The organism is Microbispora rosea (assembly GCF_044460045.1).
Lineage (GTDB): Bacteria > Actinomycetota > Actinomycetes > Streptosporangiales > Streptosporangiaceae > Microbispora > Microbispora rosea.
The window spans coordinates 191590-217087 of record NZ_JBITJO010000005.1; the positions used below are offsets into that span (position 1 = coordinate 191590).

A 25498-nucleotide genomic window follows, 5' to 3' on the forward strand; every position below is an offset into this window, starting at 1 on the left:
CCCGGCTACGCCGTCGGCTGGATGCCGCTCCGGCCGGGGATGGGGCGTTTTCGGGGGAGCAGTGGGGGTTTTGGTTGGATGGTCGCATGACCACCCCACCACGTGTCCTGACCATCGCGGGCTCCGACTCCGGCGGCGGCGCCGGCATCCAGGCCGACCTGAAGACCATGCTGGCCCTCGGCGTGCACGGCATGAGCGTCATCGCGGCCGTGACGGCGCAGAACTCGCTGGGCGTGCAGGGTTACTGGGAACTGCCCCCGGAGGCGGTGCGGGCACAGCTCGACTCGGTCCTCGGCGACATCGGGGCCCAGGCGATCAAGACGGGCATGCTGGCGTCGTCCGTGCTGGTGGAGACCGTCGCGGAGGTGCTCGCGGGCGTGACCGCGCCCGTCGTGGTCGATCCGGTCGGCGTGTCCAAGCACGGCGACAGCCTGCTCGCGCCGCAGGCCGTGGAGACCGTCAAGAGCGTGCTGCTGCCGGCCGCGACCGTGGTCACCCCCAACCTGTGGGAGGTCGAGCAGCTCACGGGCGTCAAGGTCGAGGACTCCGGCGACCTGCCCCGCGCCGCCGAGGCCGTGCTGGCCCTCGGCCCGAGATGGGCGCTGATCAAGGGCGGCCACCTCCCCGGGGAGCCGGTGGACCTGCTCACCGACGGGTTGAGCGAGCACCGCTTCACCGCCGAGCGGCACGACAACCGGCACACCCACGGCACCGGCTGCACGCTCGCCTCCGCGATCGCGTCCTACCTCGCTCTCGGCGAGGACGTGCCCGGCGCCGTACGGCGGGCCAAGGAGTACGTCACGGGCGCCATCGCGCACGGCTTCCCCCTGGGCGCGGGCATCGGGCCCGTGGACCACGGCTGGCGCATGCGGACGGACGCCTGAGCGGCCCCCGTCAGCGGAATGCCTCAGCGGAAGGCGTCGGCGTGGTCGGCGGTCCACTGCCGGAACGTTCGCGCGGGCCTGCCGGTGATCTCTCCCACGGTCGAGGTGACCAGGTCGGATCGGGGACGCCGGGTACTCGCCAGCAGCGCCTCGACCAGCGCGGGCGGCCTTCCGTCCGCGAGCATCCGCTCCCGTGCCGCCTCCACGGGGACCTCCTCGAAGCGCAGCGGCCGGCCGATCGCCTCGCCGATCAGGCGGACCTGGTCGGCCCTGCTCACCACCTGTGGTCCGGTCAGCACGTGCGTGGCGCCCACGTACCCGTCGCCGGTCAGCACGCGTGCCGCCACAGCCGCGACGTCGGCCTGGTGCACCACAGCCGTGGGGGCGATGCCGGGGCCGCGTACGACACCGTCCTGCCGGATCTGCCCGGCCCACCCCAGCGCGTTGGAGGCGATCGTGTCGGCGCGCAGGATGGTCCACTCCAGGCCCGACGCCTTGATGAGGCTCTCCATGTCAGCGTGGAGCTGGTTGATCGGATCGGTCTGCCGCCCGGCGTCCTCGTTCACGCCTGACGACGACAGGTAGACGAGGCGGCGGGCGGAGCCCGCGATCGCGGCGAGGACGGCCGGCGCGCCCTCATACGTGAGGAATGGCCAGACCAGGAAAACCGTCGTGATCCCGCTCAGCGCCCTTTTCAGGGTTTCCGGCTGGGACAGGTCTCCTGTCGCGATCTCCACGCCTTGCGGCAGGCGGGTGGTCCGGGCATCGCGGACGAACGCGCGTACCGGGACACCGGCGGACATGAGCTGAGCGGCGACTTCCCGGCCGACGTTACCGGTCGCGCCCGTCACGAGAATCTGGGCCATGACCGTGGTCAACCGCACCGTGCCGCGAATATTCCGGTACGCATCCTCGCTGTCCCTGGTCACGGCAGCACGAAAGCCCGCCACCGGAACCGGTGGCGGGCTCTCGTGGGAGTCAGACGGTCAGCGCGTGACCTTGCCCGCCTTGATGCAGGAGGTGCAGACGTTCATCCGCTTCGGCGTCCCGTTGACCACCGCGCGCACGGTCTGGATGTTGGGGTTCCAGCGGCGGCGGGTGCGGCGGTGCGAGTGGGAGATGTTGTTGCCGAAAATCGGCTTCTTGGCGCAGACGTCGCAGACGGAAGCCACGGTAATCGCTCCTTTGAATCAGTCGATCGGCCCGGCGCCGGTGCAGCGGCTCGTCCGAGCAATGCCGGGACAACCGGCTGGCCACACGAGGATATCCGATGTTCACCGGTGCACGCCAAACGGGACTCCGGCGAACGGGGGATAGTCTCGTACCCGCCAACGGTAGCGCATCGAGGGGCTGGAGAGCGCGGAAGGAAGGTCGGCCGGATGCTCAAGGTGCTCGATCCCCCCGCCGTGCGCCGCTGGTCGCGCCACTGCGCGGCGGCCCTCGGCCGGGCCAGGGCGGAGATCGACGCGCTCAACGTGTTCCCCGTGCCCGACGGGGACACCGGCACGAACCTGCATCTCACGGTCCTGTCGGCGGCCGAGGCGGTGGACGCGCTGCCCGGCGGAGCGGACGCGGACGCCACATGGCGGGCCCTGACGCGCGGGGCCCTGCTCGGCGCGCGGGGCAACTCCGGAGTGATCGTCAGCCAGGCCGTCAGGGGCATGGGCGAGGTGCTCGGGCGCGCGCCGGGAGGCGGCGCCGACCTGCGCGACGGCCTGACGAGGGCGGCCGAGATGGCCAGGGCGGCGGTGGTCCGCCCGGTGGAGGGCACGGTGCTGAGCGTGCTGTCGGCCGCGGCGCACGCCGTGCGCGACGCGCCCGACGACCTGGCCGAGGTGGCCTGCCGGGCGGCGGACGAGGCGCGGCGGGCCCTGCGCCGCACGACGGGTCAGCTCGGCGTGCTGTCCCGCAACGGCGTGGTGGACGCGGGCGCGGCCGGGCTGGTGATCATGCTGGAGAGCCTGGCCGAGGTGGTGACCGAGGCGTACAGCGAGCGGCACGAGGTGCCCGCCCCGGCCGCGCGGATCGCGCCGGAGGAGCTCGGGCGGCCGGACACGGGCGGCCCCGGTTACGAGGTCATGTACCTGCTCGACGCGGGCGCGCACGAGGTGGACCGGCTGAAAGGCGAGCTCGACGTGCTGGGGGACAGCCTGGTGGTCGTCGGCGGGGAGGGCCTGTGGAACGTCCACGTCCACGTGGACGACGCGGGCGCGGCGATCGAGGCCGGGCTGCGCGCGGGACGCCCGCATCGGATCAAGGTGACCTACCTCGGGGGACGGCCGCACGAGCCGGGCCCGGCGAGGGGCGTGGTCGCGGTCGCCGCCGGGGACGGCCTCGCGGCACTGTTCAGGGAGGCGGGAGCGGTGGTCGTGCGGCGCGAGCCGGGTTCGGCCCCGACGGCGGCGGCCCTGCTGCGCGCCGTCCGCGAGGCCGGCACCGAGGTCGCGGTGCTGCCCAACGACGCCGCCGTGCACGACGTGGCCGTCGCCGCCGCGGAGATCGCCAGGGAGGAGGGCGTGACGGTCAGCGTCCTGCCCACCCGGGCGTCGGTGCAGGGCCTGGCCGCGCTGGCCGTGCACGACCCGCTGCGCCGCTTCGACGACGACATCGTGGCGATGACCGACGCGGCCGGCCACACCCGCCACGGGCACGTGTGGGTGGCCGACCGCGAGGCGATGACCAGCGCCGGACTGTGCCGCCCCGGCGACGTGCTCGGGGTGGTGGACGGCGACGTCGCGCTGATCGGCGCGGACCTGACCGCGACCGCCGTCGAGGTCGTGCGGCGCCTGGTCTCCGGCGGCAGCGAGATGGTCACGCTCGTCACCGGCGCGGGCGCGCCCGCACCGCTCCTGCACGCCGTACGCGACCATCTGGAGCGGGTCCGCCCGGACCTGGAGATCGTCGTGTACGAGGGCGGGCAGGGCGGTTATCCCCTCCTGATCGGCGTCGAGTAGCCGGATTGTCGGCCCGTGCGGGTAGAAATTGGTGACGTGACGAGCTTCGACGAGCCGCTCAAGAAGGTGGTCGGCAGGTCGGCCGCCCCGCTGGAGAGCGCGCTGGGCATCAGCACGGTCGGTGAACTGCTGCGCCACTACCCGCGGCGCTACGCGCAGCGGGGGGAGCTGACGCCCATCGCGTCGCTGGAGCACGACGAGCACGTCACCGTGGTCGCCAAGGTGTCGTCGGCCGTGCGCAGGCCGATGAAGAACCGGCAGGGCACCTGGCTCGACATCGAGGTGACCGACGGCAAGGAGAAGCTGCACCTGGCCTTCTTCGGCAAGGGCGCCTACGTGGCCGAGCAGCGGCTCACGCCGGGCACCGAGGCGATGTTCTCCGGCAAGGTCGGCGTCTTCGTCGGCGGGAGGACCAGGCGCGTCTCGCTCACCCATCCCGAGTACGAGTCGTTCGACGAGACGGAGGAGACGGCCGAGGAGTTCGCCTCCGCGCTGGTGCCGATCTACCCCTCCGCCCAGGGGCTGCCGAGCTGGAAGATCCGCCGGGCCGTGCGCACGGTGCTCGACGTGCTCAGCCTGGACGATCCGGTGCCCGCCGGGATACGGGAGCGGCTGGGGCTGCTGCCGATCGAGGAGGCGCTGCGGCGCGTCCACCGCCCCCGGAGCCAGGCGGACGTCGCCCGGTCGCACGACCGGCTGAAGTTCGACGAGGCCTTCGTCCTGCAGGCCGTCCTGGTGCGGCGGCGCATGGCCGCGTCCGCCTGGCTCGCCAGGGGCCGTCCCGGGCGCGACGGCGGGCTGCTGCACGAGTTCGACGAGCGGCTTCCGTTCCAGCTCACCGAGGGGCAGCGGCAGGTCGGCGAGGAGATCGCCGCCGACCTCGCCCGCGAACACCCCATGCACCGCCTCCTGCAGGGCGAGGTCGGCGCGGGCAAGACCGTGGTCGCGCTGCGCGCGATGCTCCAGGTCGTCGACTCCGGCGGACAGGCCGTGCTGCTCGCGCCCACCGAGGTCCTCGCCCAGCAGCACCACCGGTCGATCGTGAGCATGCTCGGCGATCTCGCGACCGGCGGGATGTTCGGCGGGACGGCGGTCGCGCTGCTCACCGGCTCGATGGGGGCCGCCGCGCGGCGCAGCGCGCTGCTCGACGCGGCCTCCGGCGCGGCCGGCATCGTGATCGGCACCCACGCCGTGCTCCAGGAACACGTCCAGTTCGCCGACCTCGGGCTGGTCGTGGTGGACGAGCAGCACAGGTTCGGCGTCGAGCAGCGCGACGCGCTGCGCGAGAAGGGCGGGGGCGGACGTCCCCACGTGCTGGTCATGACGGCGACGCCGATCCCGCGTACGGTCGCGATGACCGTGTTCGGCGACCTGGAGGTCTCCACGCTGTCCCAGCTCCCCTCGGGCCGGGCCCCGATCACCACACACGTGGTGCCCGCCGCGGAGAAGCCCCACTTCCTCGACCGCGCCTGGCAGCGGGTCCGCGAGGAGGTCGGCCTGGGCCGCCAGGCCTACGTGGTGTGCCCGCGCATCGGCGACCAGGAGGGCGACGAGGGCGACCTGGCGAAGGACGACGACGAGCGCAGGCCGCCCCTGGCGGTGCTCGACGTCGCGCGCATGCTCGGGGAGGGGCCGCTGGCCGGGCTGCGGATCGAGGCGCTGCACGGCAAGCTCCCGCCGGAGGACAAGGACGCGGCGATGCGCGCCTTCGCCCGGGGCGAGATCGACGTCCTGGTCGCGACCACGGTCATCGAGGTCGGCGTCGACGTCCCCAACTCGTCGGTGATGGTCATCATGGACGCCGACCGCTTCGGCGTCTCCCAGCTCCACCAGCTGCGCGGCCGGGTGGGCCGGGGCGGGCTGCCCGGGCTGTGCCTGCTCGTCAGCGAGGCTCCGGAGGGCACCCAGGCGCGCCGCAGGCTCGACGCGGTGGCGGCGACCCTGGACGGGTTCGAGCTGTCCCGTGTCGACCTGGAGCAGCGCAGGGAGGGTGACGTGCTCGGCGCCGCCCAGTCGGGGCGCAGGTCCTCGCTCAAGCTGCTGCAGCTTCTGCGCGACGAGGACGTGATCGAGACCGCCCGGACCGAGGCGACCGCCCTGCTGTCCGCCGATTCCGAGCTGTCGGCCCACCCGGCCCTGCGCGCCGAGATCGACACCATGGTCACCGACGAACGCGCCGAGTACCTCGAGAAGGCGTGAGAGCGGGAAATTGAAACGGGCGCCGTGTGAACACGACGCCCGTTAACGACCCAGGGCCCAGCCTTGGGACGGCCTCCCCCCGAATGCCGTCCCCGGCTGGGCCCGCCCTCGGGTCAGGTGCCGAGGGCGCCGGCGTGCGGAAGGGCTCACGACCACGCCGGCCGGCCTTCCCCTGGGTCACCGTGAAGGCCGCAGAACTCATGATGCGCATGTGGCGGAGCCCGCGATACGGCTCTTACTCATTCGTCGCCGCCGCTTGCCCACTCTTGACCTCCCCTCGCCCGCCGTGCCGGAACGGCCGCCGGGGGCGGGACAATGAAGGCGTGACGCGGGTGATCGCAGGGACGGCGGGGGGACGCAGGCTGGCCGTTCCGCCGGGGAGATCGACCAGGCCGACGAGCGACCGCACCCGGGAGGGCCTGTTCGCCACCGTGGGCTCCGCGCTCGGCCCGCTCGACGGGGTCCGGGTCCTCGACCTGTACGCCGGATCGGGCGCCGTCGGGCTGGAGGCGTTGAGCCGGGGGGCCGCCCACGCGCTGCTGGTGGAGTCGGACGCCAGGGCCGCACGCACGATCAGGGAGAACATCGCGTCCCTCGGACTGCCCGGGGCTGCCCTGCGGGCCGAGAAGGTCGAGCGGGTGGTGGGCCGGCCGTGCGAGGAGCCGTACGACTTCGTCTTCGCCGATCCGCCCTACGCCGTCTCCGACGAGGCGGTCTCCCGGGTGCTGGCATCGCTGCGCGACAACGGCTGGCTGGCGGAGGGCGCGCTCGTGGCCGTGGAGCGGGAGTCGAGGGGTAAGGACCTGGTGTGGCCCGCGGGCTTCACGGAAGACAGGGTCCGTCGATACGGCGAAGCGGCCGTTTGGTACGGTCACGCAGCCGGGAACCCGTGAATCTATGGGGGTGCGCCTTGCGTCGTGTCGTCTGCCCGGGGTCGTTCGATCCTGTGACCAACGGACATCTGGACATCATCGGCCGGACGTCACGGCTGTATGACGAGGTCGTCGTGGCCGTGCTCATCAACATCGAGAAGCGCAGCCTGTTCACCGTCGACGAGCGCATCGAGATGCTCCAGGCGGTGACGAAGGAGTACGGCAACGTCCGCGTGGAGAAGTTCCACGGCCTGCTGGTCGATTTCTGCAGGCAGCAGGGCATCCCGACCATCGTGAAGGGCCTGCGGGCGGTCAGCGACTTCGACTACGAGCTGCAGATGGCCCAGCTCAACTACCGGATGTCGGGCGTCGAGACGCTGTTCATGTCCACCAACCCGGAGTACTCCTTCCTGTCGTCCAGCAGGCTCAAGGAGATCGCCCGGTATGGCGGGGACGTGTCCGGCCTGGTCCCCGACCTCGTCCACCAGCTGCTCGTGGAGCGGCTCAGGGGCTGAACTTGGGCTGGTATTCTTGCCTTTCAGCCTTGCACGACGGCGGTGATTCGCCATGCCTAACGAGAGCAGGATGAGTCTGCACAGCCTCGATCCCCGAGCCCCCTGGGTGATCTCCACCCATGACCTGGGGCGCCGACCGGGATCGATGCGCACGCTCAGCCCGGTCCTCCCGGCACCGGCGGACCTCGCGGTCGGAATGATCGGCGTTCCCAAGGACGCCGACGTCGAGCTGGACATCCGGCTCGAGGCGGTGATGGAGGGCGTGCTCGTGACGGGCACGGCGCAGACTCCCCTGACGGGGGAGTGCTCGCGCTGCCTGGACCCGTTGACCTCGGAGATCGAGGTCGACTTCCAGGAGCTCTACTTCTACTCGGCGGAGGACGCCCGAGAGGACGATCTGCTCCTCGACGGCGAACTGCTCGATCTCGAGCCGGTATTCCGTGACGCGGTGGTGCTCGCACTGCCGCTCAGCCCGGTGTGCGGTGAGGACTGCCCCGGTCTGTGTGCGGAGTGCGGGATCAGGCTGGCGGAGGCCGGCCCGGACCACCGGCACGAAGCGATCGACGCCCGCTGGGCGGCGCTGCAGGGTTTGGTTGTGGAACAGGAAGACGATCAGGAGGGTTGACGTGGCCGTCCCCAAGCGGAAGATGTCGCGGAGCAACACCCGCGCCCGCAGGTCCCAGTGGAAGGCGGCGGCGGTCGCACTCGTGAGCTGCCCGCAGTGCCGCTCGCCCAAGCGCCCGCACGTGGCGTGCCCGACCTGCGGCACCTACAACCGCCGTCAGGTCGTCGAGCCGTCGGCCTGATCGCGCGCGCGGTAAGGGACGTCGGGACGCCGGCCGGATCGTCAAAGCGAGCCGGTCGGCGTTACCGTGCTTCAAAGGGTTACCGTGCTCCAAAGGAACGTGCGGTGGCGGTTGGACGGTACGCACCGGCATGCACGCCCGCGGCCGTGGTGGACGCCGGGGCCATCGGCTCCCGGCGGACCGGCGTCCACCACGCCTTCGGGCCTTCGGCCGGCCCGCCTGCCTCCCGTGCACGGCCCTGCCTGCACCTAGGAGTTGGGAGGATTTCATGGCCGCGCCGTCCGTAAAGCCCGTGCCCGTCGAGGTCGCGAGAGACGAGCTGTCCCAGACCCTGGATGTCCGGCTCAGCACCGGCATCCTCGAGCGGGCGCTGACGCACCGCTCGTACGCGTACGAGAACGGCGGGCTGCCGACGAACGAGCGCCTGGAGTTCCTGGGCGACTCGGTGCTGGGTCTCGTGGTGACGGACACGCTGTTCCGCAACCACCCGGACCTGCCGGAGGGCCAGCTCGCCAAGCTGCGCGCCGCAGTGGTCAACATGCGCGCGCTCGCGGACGTCGCCAGGACGCTCGACCTCGGCAAATACCTGCGGCTCGGCCGCGGCGAGGAGGGCACGGGCGGCCGGGACAAGTCGTCCATCCTGGCCGACACGCTGGAGGCCCTGATCGGCACCGTGTACGTCGACAAGGGCCTCGACGAGGCGTTCCGCGTCGTCCACCTGCTGTTCGACCCGCTCATCACGCGGTCGGCGTCGCTGGGCGCCGGGCTCGACTGGAAGACCTCTCTGCAGGAGCTCACCGCCGCCGAGATGCTCGGCGTGCCGGAGTATCACGTGGACGAGAGCGGGCCCGACCACGCCAAGTCGTTCTCCGCGATCGTGCGCGTGGGCGGCAAGGAGTACGGCAAGGGCTCCGGGCGCAGCAAGAAGGAGGCCGAGCAGCAGGCGGCCGAGGCGGCCTGGACCGCGATCCGCGCGCTGCGCGACGCCCGCGAGGGCGCCGGTCCCGTGCGCACCTGAGCACGGGAGACGGCGCATGCCCGAACTGCCCGAGGTCGAGGTCGTCCGCAGGGGACTGGAGAGCTGGGTCGCCGGCCGGACGGTGGCCGCGGCCGAGGTCCTGCATCCCCGTGCGGTCCGTCGCAACGTCGGCGATCTGCCCGCCCAGCTCAAGGGCCGCACGCTGGCCTCGGCCGAGCGGCGCGGCAAATACCTGTGGCTGCCCCTGCGGGACGGCGCCTCGGGCGAGGAGGAGTCAGCTGAGGCGCTGATCGCCCATCTCGGCATGAGCGGCCAGCTTCTCGTCGTGGACCCGCTGTCGCCGATCGAGAAGCACCTGCGCGTGCGCATGGGCTTCGCCGACGGCGGCCTGGAGTTACGCTTCGTCGACCAGCGCACCTTCGGCCACCTCCTGGTGGCGCCCATGACCGCCGGGCGGGGGCGGCCGGTGCCCGAGCCGATCGCGCACATCGCCGCCGACCCGCTGGAGGACGCCTTCGACGACGCCGAGTTCGCCGTACGGCTGCGGCTGCGCCGTACGGGGATCAAGCGGGCGCTGCTCGACCAGTCGCTGATCAGCGGGGTGGGCAACATCTACGCCGACGAGGCGTTGTGGCGCGCGCGCCTGCACTGGGCGCGGCCGACGGAGACGCTTACTCGGCCGAAGATCGCCGAACTGCTCGCGGCGGTCCGCGCGGTCATGACCGAGGCGCTGGGGCAGGGCGGCACCTCCTTCGACAGCCTCTACGTGAACGTCAACGGCGAGAGCGGCTACTTCGACCGCTCGCTCGCCGTGTACGGCAGGCGGGACGAGCCCTGCCGCCGCTGCGGGACGCCCATCCGGCGGGAGGCGTTCATGAACAGGTCCTCCTACAGCTGCCCGAAGTGCCAGCCCCGCCCGGGGAACGCGCGTCCTTAGACCACCCCCCGCTGCGGCGGCCGGAGTCGATCTGGATACTTATAGGCGTGGTTCGGTTGACGGCATGGGTCCGGGGACGGGTGCAGGGTGTGGGGTTCCGCTGGTGGGCCCGCGCCCGCGCACTGGAACTCGGGCTCGTCGGGTGGGCCTCGAACCTGGCCGACGGGAGGGTCGAGGTCGTCGCCGAGGGCCCGAGGGAGTCGTGCGAGAAACTCCTGTCGTTGTTACGCACCGGAGACACGCCCGGCCATGTTGAGGGGGTGGTCGAGCGCTGGAGCGATGCGAAGAGAGGTATCGCCGGGTTTGTCGAGAGGTAGGGCTTCCCTCAAACCCCTCAAATCCGGTATATTTATCTAGCGAGAGTGCCCACCGGCATGTCTGTGCGGAGCGTTCAACTTGACCGACTCCATTGCCGGTGCGACTCTTGAGAGGAACCACGCGCACCCCTCCCGCGGCATGAAGTGCGCGAACCAGTCTGGTCACTCAGCGTGGAGGACCCTTTACTATGGCGAAGGCTCTACTCGGCCACGTCGGCGGTCCTGATCCTCGGATGATCTCGGAAATGCGCCGCCTCCAGCAGCGCGTCCGCGACCTCGAGGCAGAACTCACCCGGCTCCAGGCCCAGAACGACGCGCTCGCAGCGCAAACTCGTGACGAGGCCCTGGTCCGGCTGCAGGATCGCGAGCCGGCTCTCACCTGAGGTCCGGCGGGAACGGGAAAGGATTGTAGGGACGCCCCGCAAAGGCGTCCCTTGCCATTTCCGCCCTCGTTCCCCGGCAATTGATTCGACGGTTAACTGATCATTAATAACGGGCCACGGGCGGGATGGGCGAACCGCCCGGCTTGCCTTACCCGTATTCGTTTCCCAATCGGCCGCCGCTGCCTATCCCCGCATCTCCGGCCGCCGGGCGCTGTAGTCTTCCCCCCAAACGCCAGGCGGCACCGAGGGGGGCGGACGTGTATCTGAAGACGCTCACCTTACGCGGCTTCAAGTCCTTCGCCTCGGCCACCGCCCTCCGATTCGAGCCGGGCATCACCGCCGTGGTGGGCCCCAACGGCTCCGGAAAGTCCAATGTCGTGGACGCCCTCGCGTGGGTGATGGGCGAGCACAGCGCCAAGTCGCTGCGCGGCGGCAAGATGGAGGACGTCATCTTCGCGGGCACCTCCAGCCGGCCGCCGCTCGGCCGGGCCGAGGTCACCCTGACGATCGACAACAGCGACGGCGCGCTCCCGATCGACTACACCGAGGTGACGATCAGCCGGCTGATGTTCCGGTCCGGCCAGAGCGAGTACGCCATCAACGGCGACACCTGCCGCCTGCTCGACATCCAGGAACTGCTGTCCGACTCCGGCATCGGCCGGGAGATGCACGTCATCGTCGGCCAGGGCCAGCTCGACCAGGTGCTGCACGCCGGGCCGGAGGAGCGCCGGGCGTTCATCGAGGAGGCCGCGGGCGTACTCAAGCACCGCAAGCGCAAGGAGAAGGCCCTCCGCAAGCTCGACGCGATGCAGGCCAACCTGACCCGGGTCCAGGACCTCGTGGCCGAGCTGCGCCGTCAGCTCAAACCGCTGGGCCGGCAGGCCGAGATCGCCCGCAAGGCGGCCGTCATCCAGGCCGACCTGCGCGACGCGCGGCTGCGCCTTCTCGCCGACGACGTGATCACCCTCCGCGACACCCTGCAGCGTGAGGAGGCGGACGAGGCGGCCGTACAGGCGCGGCGCGCCCAGGTGGAGGCGGAGCTGGCCGAGGGGCAGCGGCGGGAGGCCGAGCTGGAGGCGGCCGAGAACGAGGCCCAGCCGCGTCTCAAGGCCGCCCAGGAGACCTACTATCGCCTTTCCGCTCTGCGGGAGCGGTTGCGCGGGGTGGAGAGCCTCGCGGCCGAACGGCGGCGGCACGCCGCGGACGCCGCCTCCATCGAGCGGCGCGGGCGCGACCCGGAGGACCTGGAGCGCGAGGCCGCCGAGGTGCGGGAGCAGGAGCGGGTGCTCGCGGATGAGCTGGACGAGGCGCGCGAGCGGCTCGCGGCCGCCGTCGAGGTCCGCGCCGAGGCCGAGGAGGCGCTGGCCGCGGAGGAGCGGCGCCTGACCGCCGCCGCCCGTGCCGCGGCCGACCGCCGCGAGGCCCTCGCCCGCCTCCGCGGCCAGGTCGAGTCGGCCAGGAGCCGGGCCAGGGCCGCGGGAGACGAGATCGGCAGGCTCACCAAGGCCGTCGAGGACGCCACCCGGCGCGCGGAGCAGGCCCAGGACGAGCTCGACGCGCAGGCGCTCGACGAGGCGCCGGCCGACCCCGAGCTCGTGGCCGAGCTGGAGGCCGCGCAGGAGGGCGTGGACCTCGCCCGCGCCGCGGTGGAGGAGGCCAGGGCCGTGGCCGAGCAGGCCGAGGCCGTCGTGGAGCGGGTGCGGGCCGAGCTGGCCGCGCCCAGGGACGCGCTGGCCGCCGCCAAGGCCGCGGTGAACACGGCCCGGGCCGCCGACCAGGAGTCGCAGCGTGCGGTCGCCGCTCTCCAGGCGCGGTGCGAGGCCCTGGAGATGAGCCTGGCCGGGGGTGCGGACGGGGCCGCCGCGCTGCTCGGCGCCGGGCTGCCGGGCCTGCTCGGCCCGATCGCCACGCTGCTCGCCGTACGTCCAGGGGCGGAGGCCGCCATCGCGGCGGTGCTTGCCGTGGACGGGGTGGCCGTCGCCTCGCTCACCGCCGCCGTCGCGGCCGTGGAGCACCTGCGTGAGGCCGACGCCGGCCGCGCCGCCCTGCTGATCGCGGGCGACCGCCAGAGCGATGGTGGACCGAGCGGCGCCGCACGACCGGAGACGCCGGTCGCGGGCGCAGAGTGGGCCGCCGACCTGGTGACCGTGCTGGACGAGCTGCGCCCCGCCGTGGAGGCGTTGCTGTCCGACGTGGTCGTGGTGCCCGACCTGCTCACCGCGCGCAAGGTCGTCGACGCCCATCCGGAACTGCGTGCCGTCACGACGTCCGGCGACCTGCTCGGCGTCAACGCCGCGCACGGCGGCTCGGGCGGCGGCTCCTCGCTGCTGCAGATGCGCACGGCCCTGGACGAGGCCGCCGCCGACCTCGCCACCGCCCGGGCCGGGGCCGAGCGGCACGCGGAGGCGCTGGCCGAGGCCGTGGCCGCCGAGCGGGAGTGCCAGCTCGCGCTTGAGGCGGCGCAGGCGCGGGTCGCGGAGGCGCAGAGCGGCGTGAGCGTCGCCCAGAGCGGCGTCAACGCCGCGCAGAACGGGCTGAACGCGGCGCAGGCCGGGCTCGACCGCCTGCGTGGCAGGCAGCGGGAGGCCGACCAGCGGGCCGCGGCGGCGGCCAAGCAGCTCGCGCGGCTGGAGGCCGCCGTCAAGGCCGCTCAGGACGAGGCGGCCCGGCTGAGCCGGTCGGTGGTGGACGCCCAGGAGTCGCGCGAGCAGGCCCAGGCGGCGGTCGTGGAGCTGGAGGAGCAGCTCGCCGAGGCGGAGTACGCCGCCGAGCTGGAGGCGGAGCCGACCACCGACACCCGCGACGAGCTGGCCGCCGCCTGCGGCGTCACCCGGCAGGCCGAGATGGAGGCCCGGCTCACCGTCCGTACGGCGGAGGAGCGGGTGCGGGGCATCGCGGGCCGGGCCGACGCGTTGCTGCGTGCGGCGCAGCGCGAGCGGCAGGACCGCGCCCGGGCCGCGGCCGACCGCGAACGCCGCCGCAGGCAGGCGGAGATCGCCGCGGCGGTGGCCGACGGCGCGCGTGCCGCCCTGAACGCCCTGGAGGGCTCGCTCGCGCGGGCCGCCGAGGAGCGCGACGAGGCCGAGCGGGCGCGCGGGCAGATCGACGCCGAGCTCAAGCAGGTGCGCCTGCGCGTACGGGAACTCAGCTCCGAGCTGGACTCCCTGGTCAACCGGGTCCACGGCAGCGAGATGGCCAGGACCGAGCGGCGGCTGCGTCTGGAGCAGATGGAGCAGCGTGCCCTGGAGGAGTACGGCATCGAGCTCGAACCGCTGATCGCGGAATACGGGCCGAGCGTGCCGGTGCCGGGAGAGCCGCCCGTGCCGTACGTCCGGGAGGAGCAGGAGAAGCGGGCCAGGACGGCCGAACGGCAGATGACCCAGCTCGGCAAGGTCAACCCGCTGGCGCTGGAGGAGTTCGCCGCCCTTGAGGAGCGGCACGCCTTCCTGACCTCCCAGCTCGAAGACCTCAAGAAGACCCGGCGCGACCTGCTGCTCGTGGTCAAGGAGGTCGACGACCGGGTCGAGCAGGTCTTCGCGGCGGCGTACGAGGACGTGGCGCGTGAGTTCCAGGGGATCTTCCAGCGGGTCTTCCCCGGCGGGGAGGGCCGCCTGCTGCTGACCGACCCGGAGGACATGCTGACGACCGGGGTCGAGGTCGAGGCCCGGCCGCCCGGCAAGAAGGTCAAGCGCCTGTCGCTGCTGTCCGGCGGTGAACGGTCGCTGACCGCGGTCGCGTTCCTCATCTCGATCTTCAAGGCCCGCCCGTCGCCGTTCTACGTGATGGACGAGGTCGAGGCGGCGCTCGACGACACCAACACGCAGCGGCTGCTCACCCTGTTCGAGGAACTGAGACAGACCTCACAGCTCATCGTGATCACGCACCAGAAGCGCACGATGGAGATCGCCGACGCGCTGTACGGCGTGTCGATGCGTGGCGACGGCGTCACCCAGGTCGTGAGCCAGCGCCTCCGCGAGAAGGTCTAGAGATCTCGCCCTTGGCGGGAGTAATGCGGGTGATCTGGGAAACTGCATGGTGTGGACGGTTACCTCGGCATCATCGTGATCGTGGCCATCGTCGCCATATTGGCGGTGGGTGGCCTGTGGCTGTTGTTCCGGCCGAAGGCGAAGGACCTGCCGCCCGCGCCGCCGGCCCCGCCCGAGCCGAAGCCTCCCGTCGCGGAGGAGCCCGCGAAGACGGGGCTGGGCGAAGAGGACGGCGGCACGACGACCACACTGCCGCCGCCCGCCCCCCCGATCGAAGAGCTGATCAAGGCTCCCGAGATCGAGGTCCCGCCGCCCTCGGCGGGCCGGATGGTGCGGCTGCGCGGCAGGCTCGCCCGTTCCCAGAACGTCCTCGGCCGGGGCCTGCTCGAACTGCTGTCCCGGGACCGGCTCGACGACGACGTCTGGGACGAGATCGAGGAGACCCTGATCACGGCCGACGTCGGCGTGGCCCCCACCCGTGCGATGGTGGAGGAACTGCGGACGAAGGTGAAGGTGCTCGGCACCCGCACCCCGCAGGAGGTGCGCAAGCTGCTGCGCGAGGAACTGCTCGCGCAGGTCGCGCCGGACCTCGACCGGACCCTGCACACCCAGCCGCACGGGGAGCGCCCCGCCGTCGTCCTCGTCGTCGGGGTCAACGGCACCGGCAAGACCACGACCTCGGGCAAGCTCGCCCGGGTCCTGGTCGGCGACGGCAGGAAGGTCGTGCTCGGCGCCGCCGACACCTTCCGCGCGGCGGCTACCGACCAGCTCCAGACGTGGGGTGACCGCGTCGGCGCGGGCGTGGTGCGCGGCCCGGAGGGCGGCGACCCCGCCTCCGTGGCGTTCGACGCCGTGGCCAAGGGCATCGAGGACAAGGTGGACACCGTCATCATCGACACCGCGGGACGGCTGCACACCAAGACCGGCCTCATGGACGAGTTGGGCAAGGTCAAGCGGGTCATCGAGAAGAAGGCGGCGGTGGACGAGGTGCTTCTCGTCCTCGACGCGACCACGGGGCAGAACGGCATGCGCCAGGCGCAGGTCTTCGCCGAGGTGGTCAATGTCACCGGTATCGCGCTGACCAAGCTGGACGGCACGGCCAAGGGCGGCATCGTGATCTCGGTGCAGCGTGAGCTGGGCGTGCCCGTGAAGCTGGTGGGCCTCGGTGAGGGGCCGGACGACCTCGCGCCGTTCGACCCCGAGGTCTTCGTCGACGCCCTGCTCGGCGACTGACCAACCCACCCCGCCTCTCCGTCGTGATCATCTAGTTTGTCGCACCATAGGGCCGTGAGCAGCCCGTACAACCGCCGTGATCTTGCGGTTTGTTGCACGGGCCTGCTCCGACCTGCCTGTTCTCCTGCGGTGATCTTGCGATTGCGGCGCTTCCGGCCTGCGTGACAAACTGCAAGATCGCGAAGCGGCGATCCGCAGGTCGCACGAGGTACGTGTGACAAACTGCAAGATCACGGCGAGCGGAGGAAGGTGCGGAGCTCTTCGAGGTGGGGGGCGATGTCGATGCCCCGCTCCGACAGCCAGCCCGGATCGCCGTAGGTGTCGCGGTAGCGCTCGGCGCCGTCGCAGATCAGCGTGACCACGCTGCCGCGCTCGCCCCGCTCGCGCATCTCCCGGATGAGCTGCACCGCCGCCGCGATGTTGGTGCCGGTCGAGCCGCCGACCTCCCTGCGGGTGACCTCCCTGACCCAGTGCATGGCCGCGATCGACAGGGCGTCCGGCACCTGGGTCATCCGGTCGATGACCGTCGGCAGGAACGACGGCTCGACCCGCGGCCGGCCGATGCCCTCGATCCGGGAACCGGCGCCGCCGTGCTCCTCGCCGGAGATCCAGGACGGATAGAACGCCGAGCCCTCGGGATCGGCCACGCACAGCCGGGTCTGATGGCGGCGGTAGCGGATGTAGCGGCCGATGGTGGCAGAGGTGCCGCCGGTTCCCGCGCCGACCACGATCCACGCGGGCTCGGGGTGTCGTTCGAGCGCCATCTGCTGGAAGATGCTCTCGGCGATGTTGTTGTTGCCCCGCCAGTCCGTCGCCCGCTCGGCGTAGGTGAACTGGTCCATGTAGTGCCCGCCGGTCTCGGCGGCGAGCCGGTGCGACTCGTCGTAGATCGCTCTCGGGTCGTCCACCAGGTGGCACTTGCCGCCGTAGAACTCGATGATCTCCCGTTTCTCCGGCGAGGTGCTCGCCGGGATCACCGCGATGAACGGCAGGCCGAGCAGCCGGGCGAAGTACGCCTCGCTCACGGCGGTGGACCCGCTGGACGCCTCGATGATCGTGGTGGTGGGCCCGATCCAGCCGTTCGCCAGGCCGTACAGGAAGAGGGACCGGGCGAGACGGTGCTTGAGTGAACCGGTCGGGTGCACCGACTCGTCTTTCAGATAGAGGTCGACACCCCAATGCGAGGGGAGCGGGAACACATGCAGGTGAGTGTCACAGCTTCGGTTGGCGTCGGCCTCGACGGCCTGGATGGCGTCGGCCACCCATGCCCTCGTGACCGGATCGTGCCGATCCAGGTGATTCATGCCGCCACTCTGGCACGCTGCGCGGCATGAACACCAAGGCGCGCATCCGGCTTCACCGGTCCGCGTCCGTCGCGGCCAGTGAAATCTGCCACATTTTACTCCGTATTGAGGCTCCGGTGTTACGCTAACGAGACTTGTTCGGCTTGCGCGTGACCTGGCCGCGCGGGCCTGGTCTCTAGGGCGATGACGCTGACCAGGCGGGACGACATTAACACCGTGCTTAGGCCCCATTCGGCACGATGTTCCTTGGCACAACGATGAACGGGTGACCTCGCATGTGTTCCGGCCGGACGGGTAACGGGGGAGAAGTTCCGTAGGGGGAAGAGATGATCTCGACCGACGAGCAGCGGCAGGCATGGTTCGAGCGTGAGGTCGTGCCGGTGACGAGCCAGCTCTACGCGTCTGCCATGCGTCTGACGCGCAACCCCGCCGACGCCGAGGACCTGGTCCAGGAGACCGTCGCGAAGGCGTTCACGTCATACCACCAGTTCCGCGAGGGCACGAACCTCAAGGCGTGGCTGCACCGCATCCTCACCAACAACTTCATCAACGACTACCGGAAGAAGCAGCGCTCGCCCAAGCTGTCGGCCGCCGAGGAGATCGAGGACTGGCAGCTGGCCGCGGCCGAGTCGCACATGTCGACCGGGCTGCGCTCGGCCGAGACCGAGGCGCTCGACCAGATCCCTGACAACGTCGTGATGAACGCCCTGCGGGCCCTTCCCGAGGACTTCCGGGTGGCCGTCTACCTGGCCGACGTCGAGGGCTTCGCGTACAAGGAGATCGCCGACCGGATGGGCACTCCGATCGGCACCGTCATGTCCAGGCTGCACCGGGGCCGCCGCCAGCTCCGGGGGATGCTGGAGGACTACGCCCGCGAGGAGGGCGTCGTACGCGTCCCCGAGCAGGTGTGCGCGGCCTGACCCGTTTCTGACGGGCCCGTGGCGAGCGCGGGAGCGTGGTCCCGCGCCCCCCGGGTCCGGCTCGCAAGCGGCTCAGGCAGTGGTTCAGGCGGTGCTTCGGGCGGTTCAGGCGGCGGCGATCAGTGCGATCGCGCCGAGGGCGAACCCGACCCCGGTGATCTGCACGGGGCTCAGCCGCTCGCCGAGGACGTACCGCGCGAGCAGCAGCGTGCTCGCCGGATAGAGCGACACCAGGACGGCCACCAGGGTGAGCATCCCCCGCTGCGCCGCGAAGAGATAGAGCACGTTGGCGGCCATGTCGAGCACCCCGGCCGCGATCGTCACCCTGAGGCTGCCGGGCACCGGGCGCAGGCTCCTGCGCGTCGCGAGGGCCAGCAGCGCGACCAGCGTGATCGACGCGATCCTCGCCCCCAACAGCGGCCACGTGCCGGAGTCGGCCGGGGCCAGCTTGAGCAGCACGAAGAACCCGCCGAAACCCGCCCCCGACACCAGGGCGGCGATGATCGGCCCGGCCTTCGGGCCGCTCGCCCCGCCGTTCGGCTCGCGGCTGACCAGCAGGACGGCGAACAGGCCGAGCGCGACGCCCACGAGCGCCAGGGCGGAGGGCCGGTCGCCGGTGAGAAGGCCGAACACCACGGGGACCGCCATCGCGGTCGTGGCAGTGGTCGGGGCGATCACGGACATCATGCCGGTTGCCAGGCCGCGGTAGAACAGCACGATGCCGAAGGCGCCGGCGACTCCTGAGGCCATTCCCCAGGCCAGCGCGGCCGTGCTCGGGTGGCCCGGCAGCACCGGGAGGAGGGCGGCGACCAGCAGCAGGCCGCCGAGCTGGGAGAGCACGACGACGGCCAGCACCTTCGACCGTCTGGTCGCGAGCCCCCCGAAGAAGTCGGCCGTGCCGAAGATCACCGCGCATGCCGTCGCGAGGGCCACCGCCGTCACAGATCCCCCAAGAGATTGCCTCAATAGTGCAATGGATTGTAGTAGGAGATCACTACGCTGTACTCATGGCTGATCCTGCGACGATCACCGCGGCCATCGCCGCGAACGTACGGGGCCAGCGGGCCCATCGGGGGATGACCCTCGACGAGCTCGCGGCCAGGTCGAACGTGAGCCGCGGCATGCTCATCCAGATCGAGCAGGGCCGCACCAACCCGAGCGTCAACACGCTCACCCGAATCGCCGACGCGCTGGGCGTGACCCTCGCGCGGCTGGTGGAGGTCGCCGACACCCCGGTCGTCCGGGTCGTGCACGAGTCAGAGGTGGTGACCTTCCGGCATCCCGGGGGCGGGTCGGCCCGCCTGCTCGTGGGGACGGACGCGCCCGCGATCCTGGAGCTGTGGGACTGGCGGCTCGGGCCGGGCGAGCATCACGACGGCGACGCGCACCCCGCCGGCACCCGCGAGATGCTGACCGTGCTGGAGGGACGGCTCACGCTCACCGTGTACGGCAGGAGCCACGTCGTGGGCCCCGGCGAAGCCGTCGTGTTCAGCGCCGACCGGCCGCACCGGTACGCCAACGAGCACGACGAGCCGTTGCGGTTCGTGATGGTGGTCACCGAGCCCCCGACGCCCCCCGACGTAATCTCGGAGAACCCGCACATGACTGACGAGTAAGGGCTGCGTGGTTACGTTTAGTAGTCGATGATTACAGAATGAATCCGCAAGCCCCGCTCCAAGGTTGGGTACATCCCTTTTTGTGCATGTCTGCTGTGCAGGGGGCGGTGGCCGGTGAGTGAATCTCGAGTCGCGGTGGAAAAACTTCGCGCGGAACTCGCCGCGCTCGGGGTGGCCGACGCCTACGAGATCGGTGACGAGGCTACTCTCTCCGTCTGGATAGGCCTGGTCGTGACCTTCCGTGAGGGCTTTTACCGTTGGCGCGAGGGTGCCGTGAAGTGCCGGCACCTGGGTACGGACCCCGGAGGCTGCGCCATCCGGGTGGCTCGCAGATATGCCGAGCTCAAGGCGGATGTGCCGCCCTGGTGGGAGGAGCTGGAAAAGGTTCTGCGGGGGGGAGCGGCCGGAGGCTATCCGTAGCGTTCGTGGCCCCCCGCCTGCTCCGGGGGGTCGTATGCGGATCGGATCCGTTCTGCTGTCGTTGCTGCTGCTCGGCGGATGCGGGCAGGTCAGGACCGTGCCGGTCTCGGGGGAGCGGCACGGGCCCGAGGCGCCGCTTCCGCGCTTCGGCACGCCGCGGCACTTCGACGCCGACCTGCTGCGCTTCCGGCTCACGGGGATACAGCGGGGGGCGGCGAGGCCGCGCCTGCCCGCGGTCCCGCCGCCCCGGCACATCGACTGCAGACAGCGCAAATGCGTGGCGCTGACGTTCGACGACGGGCCGGCCGAATACACCGGGCACGTCCTCGACCTGCTCGCGGCCCACCACGCCCGGGCCACGTTCTTCCTGCTCGGGCAGATGATCACGAATGAGACGCAGGACTTCGTGCGGCGGATGGCCGCCGAGGGCCACGAGATCGGCAACCACTCCTGGGACCACGCCTCGCTGCCGGGGCTGTCGTCCGACGCCCTGCGCCGGGAGCTCGACCGCACGCAGGAGGCCGTGCGGAAGGCGTCCGGCGTGACGATGCGGCTCATGCGCCCGCCGTACGGCGCGACGAGCAAGGCCGTGGACGACGAGACGAAGCAGACCGGGCTAGCCCAGATCCTGTGGGCCGTCGACACCCTCGACTGGCTCAACCGCAACCCCACGGTGATCACGCAGCGCAGCGCCGCGGCCAAACCGGGCGACATCGTGCTCATGCACGACATCCACCCCACCACCGTGCAGGCGCTGCCCCGCCTGCTCGACGAGCTCGACCGCAAGGGCTTCACGTACGTGACCGTTTCGGAGCTGCTCGGCGGCACCACGCCCGGGAAGAAGTACACCAACCGGTGAAGGGCTACGACTTCGAGGGACCGGCGCTGGAGCTGGGCGCGCTCGTCCGCGAGGACGGGACGGCCGACCCCTCCGCGCACGTCCGTATCCCGGTGCGCATGATGAACCGGCACGGCCTGGTGGCCGGGGCGACCGGCACGGGGAAGACCAAGACGCTGCAGCTCATGGCCGAGCAGCTCGCCGGTCAGGGCGTGCCGGTGTTCCTGGCGGACGTCAAGGGCGACCTGTCCGGCCTGGCCTCGCCGGGAAAGCCGGGCGACCGGATCGCCCGCCGGGCCGCCGACGTGGGCCAGGACTGGGCGCCGGAGGGCCGCGCGACCGAGTTCTTCTCCCTCGGCGGCGTGGGGGAGGGCATTCCGCTGCGCGCCACCATGAGCGCGTTCGGGCCGACGCTGCTGTCGCGGGTCCTCGAACTCAACGAGACCCAGGAGTCGTCGCTCGGGCTGATCTTCTACTTCGCGGACACGCACGGGCTGCCGCTGCTGGACCTCAAGGACCTGATCGCGGTCATCCGCTATCTGACCGATACGCCGGAGGCGCTGAGCGGCATCGGCGGGCTGTCGGCGTCCACCGCGGGCGTCATCCTGCGCGCCCTCGTGAACTTCCAGGCCCAGGGGGCGGAGGCGTTCTTCGGCGAGCCCGAGTTCGACGTGCGCGACCTGCTGCGGACCACGCGGGATGGGCGCGGCATGATCTCCATCCTGGAGCTGCCCGCCGTGCAGGAGCGGCCGCAGCTGTTCTCCACGTTCCTGATGTGGCTGCTCGCGGACCTGTTCGAGACGCTGCCCGAGGTGGGCGACCCCGACAAGCCGTCGCTGGTGTTCTTCTTCGACGAGGCGCACCTGCTGTTCGAGGGCGCGTCCAAGGCGTTCCTCAGGTCGATCACCCAGACCGTGCGGCTGATCCGGTCGAAGGGAGTCGGGGTCTTCTTCGTCACCCAGACGCCCAAGGACGTGCCGGCCGACGTGCTCGCCCAGCTCGGCGCGCGCGTGCAGCACGCCCTGCGCGCCTTCACCCCGCAGGACGCCAAGGCGCTGAAGGCGACCGTCTCCACGTTCCCCGCCTCCTCCTACGACCTCGAACGACTGCTCACCGAGCTCGGCATCGGGGAGGCGGTCGTCACGGTCCTGTCCGAGACGGGGGCCCCGACGCCGGTCGCCTGGACCCGGCTGCGCGCGCCGCGGTCGCTCATGGCGCCGTCCGCCCCGGCGGTCGTCCAGGGGGTGATCGCCGCGTCCCCGCTGCTGCCGAAGTACGGCACGGCAGTGGACCGGCAGTCGGCGTACGAGATCCTCGCCGCGCGTCTGGCCCGGCAGCAGGAGCCCGAGCAGGAGGCACCGGCGAAGAGACCGGCGGACAGGCCGGAAAGATCGGAGAGACCGGCGGGGGCGCACCCGGAGTCGGTGCTCGAAGAGATGCTCGCCTCGAAGGAGTTCCGCTCGCTGGCCCGCACCGCCGCGACCGCGCTCGGCCGGGAGATCACCAGGTCGATCTTCGGCACGGCGAGACGGCGGCGCTGAGCGCGTCCGCGCGGTCCCGGTCCCGGGACTGTCGGTGAGGCGTGCGAAGGTGGGTGGCATGGGTTTCAGCGGGTTCCCTGACGAGGCGCTCATCTTCTACGAGGGCCTCGTCGCCGACAATTCGAAGGCGTACTGGACGGCCCACAAGGGGTTCTACGAGACCGGGGTCCGCGCGCCGATGCTCGCGCTCATGGACGAGCTGGAGCCGGAGTTCGGACCGGCCCACCTGTTCCGGCCGTACCGCGACGTCCGCTTCTCCAAGGACAAGTCGCCGTACAAGACGCATCAGGGGGCCTACTGCGGAGTGGGCGTGGAGGGCGTCGGCTACTACGTCCAGGTGGACGCCGACGGCCTCTACGTGGCGGCGGGCTGGTGGTCGCCGGGTGAGCAGGTGGCACGTTTCCGGGAGGCCGTCGACGACGACACCGCCGGGCCCCTGCTGGAGGAGATCCTCGGGGCCCTGCCCGGTGATCTCGCGATCGGCGGCGACCGGCTCAAGACCCGTCCCCGCGGCGCGCCGGAGGACCACCCCAGGCTCGGCCTCCTCCGGCACAAGACGCTGCATGCCGGGCGGCGGTTCGAGCCGGAGCCGTGGCTGCACACCCCCGAGACCCTCGACCGGGTCCGCTCGACCTGGCAGGCACTGGTCCCGCTGGTCGACTGGCTGCGCCGCCACATCTCCTGACACGGCCGCATCTCCGAACGCCGCCGCACCTTCCGGACGCCGCCGCATCTCCAGACGCCGCGAGGCGAGGGGCCGGATCAGGCGTGGACCTTGACGACCCCGCAGCCGATCCGGGCACCGGCGTCGCCGGTCTTGCGCGTGGTCGCGTCCGGGCCCGTGGCGCCGGCGGCGTCGGGCCGGTGGAAGTACCGGTCCGGGATGTGCGCGAAGTTGTCCGGCTCGGCGTGCACCACGAACGCGCTGCCGTTGGCGTCGCCCAGCTGCTCCAGGGTGAACCTGTCGGTAACGAACGACGCGGAGGCGGTGCCGTCGGCGGCCGCCAGCAGCGGCGGCATGTCCCCGGCTCCGCCGCCGTGCTGTCCGGGGCCGAGGTGGCTTCCGGCGCTGGAGAACGCGCTGTCCGTCGCCCGGTCGACGGCGCGCGCGTCGCACACGCCGGTGGCGTGGACGTGGAAGCCGTGGAACCCGGGAGTGAGCCCCCGCACGCTGACGCTGACCCGCGACTTCTTCGCGTCGTACCGCTCGACCCGGACGGTGCCGAGGGTGCGCCCGGAGGTGTTCTTGATGACGGCGGTCGCCGACGCGCCCGCCGCCTGGTCCACCGGCTCGTGGGGGTGGGCCCGCTCGGCGGAGGCCGTCACCATCGTGGCGGACAGCACCGGCACGGCCGGGGCGACCGCGGCGGCGGCGAGCCCCAGGGTGAGCCCGGCGGCCAGGGCGAAACGGGTTGTGCGGGGCATGGTCGCTCCTCCTCAGACACTCGTTGCCTGCGACAGCAGAGCACGGCCGGGTGGGCGGGGGAGCGGCACACGACGCCATCCGTACCGGCCGTTTACCCGCTCTTGCCGGTGCGGCCCCCGCCGGCCCAGAGCTAGGCGGTGACGGGCGCGTCCCAGTGGATGTGGTGCTTGTGGACGGGGGCGAACATCTGCTCGGGGGTCGGCATGGCGGGCCTGTCGCCGGCCTGGCCGGCCTTGGCCTTGTTCTTGGCCGCGGCGTCGCCGCCGATCATCTCCACCCGGGGGCGCCGGAGGCGCTCGAACACCGCGAACGCCTCGGGCGCCGGCAGGTCGCGCAGGCAGCGGGCCAGTTCGACGGCGCTCTCCGCCGCCAGAGAGGCGCCCTGGCCGGAGCTGGACGACGGGGCGTGGGCCGCGTCGCCGACGAGGACCATGCGGCCGCGGTGCCAGTGGGGCACCGACGGCATGCGCTCCATCGGGCCGGTGATCATGAGGTCGCCGGGGTCGGTGCCCGCCAGCAGCTTCTCGCCCGGGACATGGCCGGCGTAGAGGTCGCGCAGGCGGGCCAGCCAGTCCGCGGCGGGCACGCGGACGACCTCGGCGTAGGTGAGGGGCTCGGTGCGGGGCAGGCTCGCGAACCAGCAGATCCGGCCGTCGGGCAGCCGCCAGTAGCCGATGAAGGTGCGGCCGAAGGCGAAGTACATGACGCCGGGCTCCGCCCGCACGCCGCCGTCGCCGGCGTAGCCGCCGAAGCTGAGGACCCCGCCATACTCCGGGCCGGGCGCGCCGGGGTCGATCAGCGTGCGGACCGTGGACCGGATGCCGTCGGCGCCGATCAGCACGTCGGCGGTGGCAGTGGTGCCGTCCGCGAACGTGGCGGTCACCCCCTCGGGGGTCTCCTCGGCGGAGACGAGCCGCTTGCCGTACTCGATCCGCACGCCCGCCGCCACCGCGTGATCGGCCAGTGCCCGGAAGAGGGCGGCGCGCGGCATCGCCAGCGTGGGCGGCAGGCCGGGGAATCCGCCGAACTCGGCGAGCCGGTTTCCGGCGCCGTCGGCCATCACAACGCCGGGGACCTGCTGTCCCACGCCCCGCACGACCTCGTCGGCTCCCACGATCCGCAGCGCGTCGAGCCCGTTGGGGGCCAGGCTGAGCATCGCGCCGACGCCGTCGGCGGCGCTGTCGTGGGCCTCGTGCACGGTCGCCCGGATGCCCGCCTTGGCCAGAGCGAGCGCCGTCACCGGCCCGGCGATGCCGCCGCCGATCACCAACGCGCTGGTCACCTTGCTCATGCTCACCACTCCTCGTCTGCAGCGAGCCGTTGATCGCTCGCGATGGAATAGTTGCATCAAAACTAGTTGCTCGTCAA

At 71.8% G+C, this 25498-nt stretch carries 25 protein-coding genes; 19 read left to right on the top strand and 6 right to left on the bottom strand.

What is annotated here, in order from left to right:
* Positions 1-86 precede the first annotated feature (86 nt).
* Positions 87-884, top strand: a complete 798-nt coding sequence (thiD, locus tag ACIBK1_RS22820; protein WP_030506044.1) for a bifunctional hydroxymethylpyrimidine kinase/phosphomethylpyrimidine kinase — start codon at positions 87-89, stop codon at positions 882-884.
* A 23-nt stretch (positions 885-907) separates the two neighbouring features.
* Here the strand turns inward: thiD and ACIBK1_RS22825 are convergent, their stop codons facing one another.
* On the bottom strand, positions 908-1768 hold the full coding sequence (locus ACIBK1_RS22825; RefSeq protein WP_396737506.1) for an NAD(P)H-binding protein: 861 nt from the start codon (positions 1766-1768) through the stop codon (positions 908-910).
* Between the two features lie 102 nt (positions 1769-1870).
* Entirely contained in the window at positions 1871-2056 is a 186-nt protein-coding gene (gene rpmB, locus ACIBK1_RS22830) for a 50S ribosomal protein L28 (RefSeq protein ID WP_030506042.1), read from the bottom strand.
* Between the two features lie 207 nt (positions 2057-2263).
* On the opposite strand from rpmB, the gene ACIBK1_RS22835 reads away from it, so the two are divergent.
* The 12 genes from ACIBK1_RS22835 (at position 2264) to ftsY (ending at position 16065) form a co-directional block, all read left to right on the top strand.
* Complete coding sequence (locus tag ACIBK1_RS22835) at positions 2264-3838, top strand: DAK2 domain-containing protein (protein ID WP_030506041.1); 1575 nt, start codon at positions 2264-2266, stop codon at positions 3836-3838.
* 36 nt (positions 3839-3874) lie between these two features.
* A complete protein-coding gene (gene recG / locus ACIBK1_RS22840) occupies positions 3875-6037 on the top strand; it encodes an ATP-dependent DNA helicase RecG (protein WP_030506040.1) in 2163 nt (720 codons plus the stop codon).
* 323 nt (positions 6038-6360) lie between these two features.
* Positions 6361-6930, top strand: coding sequence for a 16S rRNA (guanine(966)-N(2))-methyltransferase RsmD (gene rsmD / locus ACIBK1_RS22845; RefSeq protein WP_030506039.1), 570 nt, complete (start codon positions 6361-6363; stop codon positions 6928-6930).
* 17 nt (positions 6931-6947) lie between these two features.
* Positions 6948-7424, top strand: coding sequence for a pantetheine-phosphate adenylyltransferase (gene coaD / locus ACIBK1_RS22850; RefSeq protein ID WP_030506038.1), 477 nt, complete (start codon positions 6948-6950; stop codon positions 7422-7424).
* A 70-nt stretch (positions 7425-7494) separates the two neighbouring features.
* Positions 7495-8049 carry a YceD family protein gene (locus ACIBK1_RS22855; protein ID WP_036405119.1) on the top strand — a complete coding sequence of 185 codons (555 nt, stop codon included), beginning with the start codon at positions 7495-7497 and terminating at the stop codon, positions 8047-8049.
* 1 nt (position 8050) lies between these two features.
* Positions 8051-8230, top strand: coding sequence for a 50S ribosomal protein L32 (gene rpmF / locus ACIBK1_RS22860; RefSeq protein ID WP_030506036.1), 180 nt, complete (start codon positions 8051-8053; stop codon positions 8228-8230).
* Positions 8231-8498: 268 nt separating this feature from the next.
* Positions 8499-9248 (top strand): ribonuclease III, encoded by a 750-nt coding sequence (gene rnc, locus ACIBK1_RS22865; RefSeq protein ID WP_036405116.1) that lies wholly within the window; start codon positions 8499-8501, stop codon positions 9246-9248.
* A gap of 16 nt (positions 9249-9264) precedes the next feature.
* The gene (mutM, locus tag ACIBK1_RS22870) at positions 9265-10146 is read left to right on the top strand and encodes a bifunctional DNA-formamidopyrimidine glycosylase/DNA-(apurinic or apyrimidinic site) lyase (protein WP_030506034.1); all 882 of its coding nucleotides are present in this window, start codon (positions 9265-9267) and stop codon (positions 10144-10146) included.
* 41 nt (positions 10147-10187) lie between these two features.
* A complete protein-coding gene (locus tag ACIBK1_RS22875; protein WP_396738020.1) occupies positions 10188-10463 on the top strand; it encodes an acylphosphatase in 276 nt (91 codons plus the stop codon).
* 188 nt (positions 10464-10651) lie between these two features.
* Positions 10652-10846, top strand: coding sequence for a hypothetical protein (locus tag ACIBK1_RS22880; RefSeq protein ID WP_076436969.1), 195 nt, complete (start codon positions 10652-10654; stop codon positions 10844-10846).
* Between the two features lie 257 nt (positions 10847-11103).
* The gene (locus ACIBK1_RS22885; RefSeq protein ID WP_396737511.1) at positions 11104-14832 is read left to right on the top strand and encodes an AAA family ATPase; all 3729 of its coding nucleotides are present in this window, start codon (positions 11104-11106) and stop codon (positions 14830-14832) included.
* Between the two features lie 51 nt (positions 14833-14883).
* Positions 14884-16065 (top strand): signal recognition particle-docking protein FtsY, encoded by a 1182-nt coding sequence (gene ftsY, locus ACIBK1_RS22890; RefSeq protein WP_363398512.1) that lies wholly within the window; start codon positions 14884-14886, stop codon positions 16063-16065.
* A 230-nt stretch (positions 16066-16295) separates the two neighbouring features.
* On the opposite strand, the gene ACIBK1_RS22895 is transcribed toward ftsY, so the two are convergent.
* On the bottom strand, positions 16296-17369 hold the full coding sequence (locus ACIBK1_RS22895) for a PLP-dependent cysteine synthase family protein (RefSeq protein WP_030506029.1): 1074 nt from the start codon (positions 17367-17369) through the stop codon (positions 16296-16298).
* A 326-nt stretch (positions 17370-17695) separates the two neighbouring features.
* On the opposite strand from ACIBK1_RS22895, the gene ACIBK1_RS22900 reads away from it, so the two are divergent.
* Positions 17696-18289, top strand: coding sequence for a sigma-70 family RNA polymerase sigma factor (locus ACIBK1_RS22900; protein ID WP_030506028.1), 594 nt, complete (start codon positions 17696-17698; stop codon positions 18287-18289).
* Between the two features lie 105 nt (positions 18290-18394).
* On the opposite strand, the gene ACIBK1_RS22905 is transcribed toward ACIBK1_RS22900, so the two are convergent.
* Complete coding sequence (locus tag ACIBK1_RS22905) at positions 18395-19231, bottom strand: DMT family transporter (protein WP_030506027.1); 837 nt, start codon at positions 19229-19231, stop codon at positions 18395-18397.
* A gap of 65 nt (positions 19232-19296) precedes the next feature.
* Here ACIBK1_RS22905 and ACIBK1_RS22910 point away from each other — a divergent pair, with 65 nt between their 5' ends.
* The 5 genes from ACIBK1_RS22910 to ACIBK1_RS22930 all read left to right on the top strand — a co-directional run bounded on the left by ACIBK1_RS22910 (position 19297) and on the right by ACIBK1_RS22930 (position 23389).
* Positions 19297-19905 (top strand): helix-turn-helix domain-containing protein, encoded by a 609-nt coding sequence (locus tag ACIBK1_RS22910; protein ID WP_051761297.1) that lies wholly within the window; start codon positions 19297-19299, stop codon positions 19903-19905.
* Positions 19906-20040: 135 nt separating this feature from the next.
* Positions 20041-20325: a hypothetical protein gene (locus tag ACIBK1_RS22915; protein WP_231513742.1), complete on the top strand. Its 285-nt coding sequence runs from the start codon at positions 20041-20043 to the stop codon at positions 20323-20325.
* Between the two features lie 34 nt (positions 20326-20359).
* Positions 20360-21184 carry a polysaccharide deacetylase family protein gene (locus ACIBK1_RS22920; RefSeq protein WP_036405113.1) on the top strand — a complete coding sequence of 275 codons (825 nt, stop codon included), beginning with the start codon at positions 20360-20362 and terminating at the stop codon, positions 21182-21184.
* The gene (locus tag ACIBK1_RS22925; RefSeq protein WP_396737516.1) at positions 21181-22704 is read left to right on the top strand and encodes a helicase HerA-like domain-containing protein; all 1524 of its coding nucleotides are present in this window, start codon (positions 21181-21183) and stop codon (positions 22702-22704) included. Before ACIBK1_RS22920 ends, ACIBK1_RS22925 begins: the two co-directional genes overlap by 4 nt.
* A gap of 58 nt (positions 22705-22762) precedes the next feature.
* On the top strand, positions 22763-23389 hold the full coding sequence (locus tag ACIBK1_RS22930) for a DUF2461 domain-containing protein (RefSeq protein WP_396737519.1): 627 nt from the start codon (positions 22763-22765) through the stop codon (positions 23387-23389).
* Positions 23390-23466: 77 nt separating this feature from the next.
* On the opposite strand, the gene ACIBK1_RS22935 is transcribed toward ACIBK1_RS22930, so the two are convergent.
* Together ACIBK1_RS22935 and ACIBK1_RS22940 are read right to left on the bottom strand one after the other, a co-directional pair.
* Positions 23467-24129: a superoxide dismutase family protein gene (locus ACIBK1_RS22935; protein WP_036405110.1), complete on the bottom strand. Its 663-nt coding sequence runs from the start codon at positions 24127-24129 to the stop codon at positions 23467-23469.
* A gap of 131 nt (positions 24130-24260) precedes the next feature.
* A complete protein-coding gene (locus tag ACIBK1_RS22940) occupies positions 24261-25421 on the bottom strand; it encodes an FAD-dependent monooxygenase (protein ID WP_030506020.1) in 1161 nt (386 codons plus the stop codon).
* Between the last annotated feature and the right edge of the window lie 77 nt (positions 25422-25498).

Excerpts from the sequence above, each read along its gene's own strand:
- ACIBK1_RS22920 (WP_036405113.1), top strand. The coding sequence starts at position 20,360 with ATGCGGATCGGATCCGTTCTGCTGTCGTTGCTGCTGCTCGGCGGATGC.
- ACIBK1_RS22930 (WP_396737519.1), top strand. The coding sequence starts at position 22,763 with ATGGGTTTCAGCGGGTTCCCTGACGAGGCGCTCATCTTCTACGAGGGC.
- thiD (WP_030506044.1), top strand. The coding sequence starts at position 87 with ATGACCACCCCACCACGTGTCCTGACCATCGCGGGCTCCGACTCCGGC.
- ACIBK1_RS22900 (WP_030506028.1), top strand. The coding sequence starts at position 17,696 with ATGATCTCGACCGACGAGCAGCGGCAGGCATGGTTCGAGCGTGAGGTC.
- ACIBK1_RS22940 (WP_030506020.1), bottom strand. The coding sequence starts at position 25,421 with ATGAGCAAGGTGACCAGCGCGTTGGTGATCGGCGGCGGCATCGCCGGG.
- ACIBK1_RS22855 (WP_036405119.1), top strand. The coding sequence starts at position 7,495 with ATGAGTCTGCACAGCCTCGATCCCCGAGCCCCCTGGGTGATCTCCACC.
- ACIBK1_RS22910 (WP_051761297.1), top strand. The coding sequence starts at position 19,297 with ATGGCTGATCCTGCGACGATCACCGCGGCCATCGCCGCGAACGTACGG.
- ACIBK1_RS22880 (WP_076436969.1), top strand. The coding sequence starts at position 10,652 with ATGGCGAAGGCTCTACTCGGCCACGTCGGCGGTCCTGATCCTCGGATG.
- ACIBK1_RS22835 (WP_030506041.1), top strand. The coding sequence starts at position 2,264 with ATGCTCAAGGTGCTCGATCCCCCCGCCGTGCGCCGCTGGTCGCGCCAC.
- ACIBK1_RS22935 (WP_036405110.1), bottom strand. The coding sequence starts at position 24,129 with ATGCCCCGCACAACCCGTTTCGCCCTGGCCGCCGGGCTCACCCTGGGG.
- rnc (WP_036405116.1), top strand. The coding sequence starts at position 8,499 with ATGGCCGCGCCGTCCGTAAAGCCCGTGCCCGTCGAGGTCGCGAGAGAC.
- ACIBK1_RS22895 (WP_030506029.1), bottom strand. The coding sequence starts at position 17,369 with ATGAATCACCTGGATCGGCACGATCCGGTCACGAGGGCATGGGTGGCC.
- mutM (WP_030506034.1), top strand. The coding sequence starts at position 9,265 with ATGCCCGAACTGCCCGAGGTCGAGGTCGTCCGCAGGGGACTGGAGAGC.